General features: G+C 64.9%; 1 pseudogene. It reads left to right on the forward strand.

Features of this window, described 5'->3' with window-relative positions:
- Positions 1-138 precede the first annotated feature (138 nt).
- Positions 139-968, forward strand: a pseudogene (locus tag ACIPEK_RS46735) (IS5 family transposase).
- Positions 969-1112 lie beyond the last annotated feature (144 nt).

The raw sequence follows: 1112 nt of genomic DNA on the forward strand, positions 1-1112 counted from the left end.
CGTGCACACAGTCCGCAAAAAAGACACCACGAAGCGACGGACGAAGAACCCAACGACCCCACGTCCCCGCCGCACAGGTTAAAGATCAAGCTAGGCAGTGTCTTCAAATGGTCTTGCTTGGTGGATCATGGTCGGGTGATACGTCGCCATGAACTGTCGGACGCCGAGTGGGAGTTCGTCCGGCCGCTGCTGCCCGCATCGCTGCGGGGGCGGAAGCGGTTGGATGACCGCACCGTACTCAACGGCATCGTGTGGAAGTTCCGCACCGGGGTGGCCTGGCGGGACGTGCCTGAGCGGTACGGCCCGTGGGCCACGCTGCACACCCGATTTCGCCGGTGGGCCCTGGACGGCACGTTTGAGCGGATGCTCCAGGCCGCCCAGGCGAAGGCGGACGCGGCCGGAGGCATCGACTGGCTTGTGTCGGTCGACTCCACGGCCGTCCGGGCCCACCAGCACGCTGCCGGGGCTCGAAAAGGGGGCTCCGCAGCCCCGCGCTCGGACGCTCCCGGGGTGGCCTGACCAGCAAGATCCACCTGGCCTGCGACGCCCTGGGACGTCCGCTCGCCTTCACTGTCACTGGCGGGAACACCAACGACTGCACCCAGTTCACAGCCGTGATGGACGCGATACGGGTGCCCCGCCTCGGACCGGGACGGCCACGGATTCGGCCCGACCACGTCCTGGGCGACAAGGGCTACAGCTCCAAAGCCATCCGCGCCTGGCTCAGACAGCGAGGTGTCGGGCACACCATCCCGGAACGGACCGACCAGATCCGAAACCGGCTCCGGCGAGGAAGCCGCGGCGGACGCCCGCCGGCCTTCGACAAGCAGCTCTACAAACAGCGCAACGTCGTCGAACGCTGCTTCAACCGCTTGAAGCAATGGCGCGGCATCGCCACCCGCTACGACAAGACCGCCGAGTCCTACCAAGCAGCAGTCGCTCTCGCATCGCTCCTGATGTGGGCCTGACATTTGACGACAGAACCTAGTAGGGCTTTGTTAGGTACCCTAAGTGATACTCGTTGGATAGATTGTGATCTTCTTTCAGTTGTGACTCCTGAGGAGATGGAAGAGGTCCGTCCGCGTCTGGAGGCGTTCGCGGCCGAGATGCTG

It is taken from the genome of Streptomyces sp. NPDC088246, from assembly GCF_044741025.1.
In the GTDB taxonomy this organism is placed as follows: Bacteria; Actinomycetota; Actinomycetes; order Streptomycetales; family Streptomycetaceae; genus Streptomyces.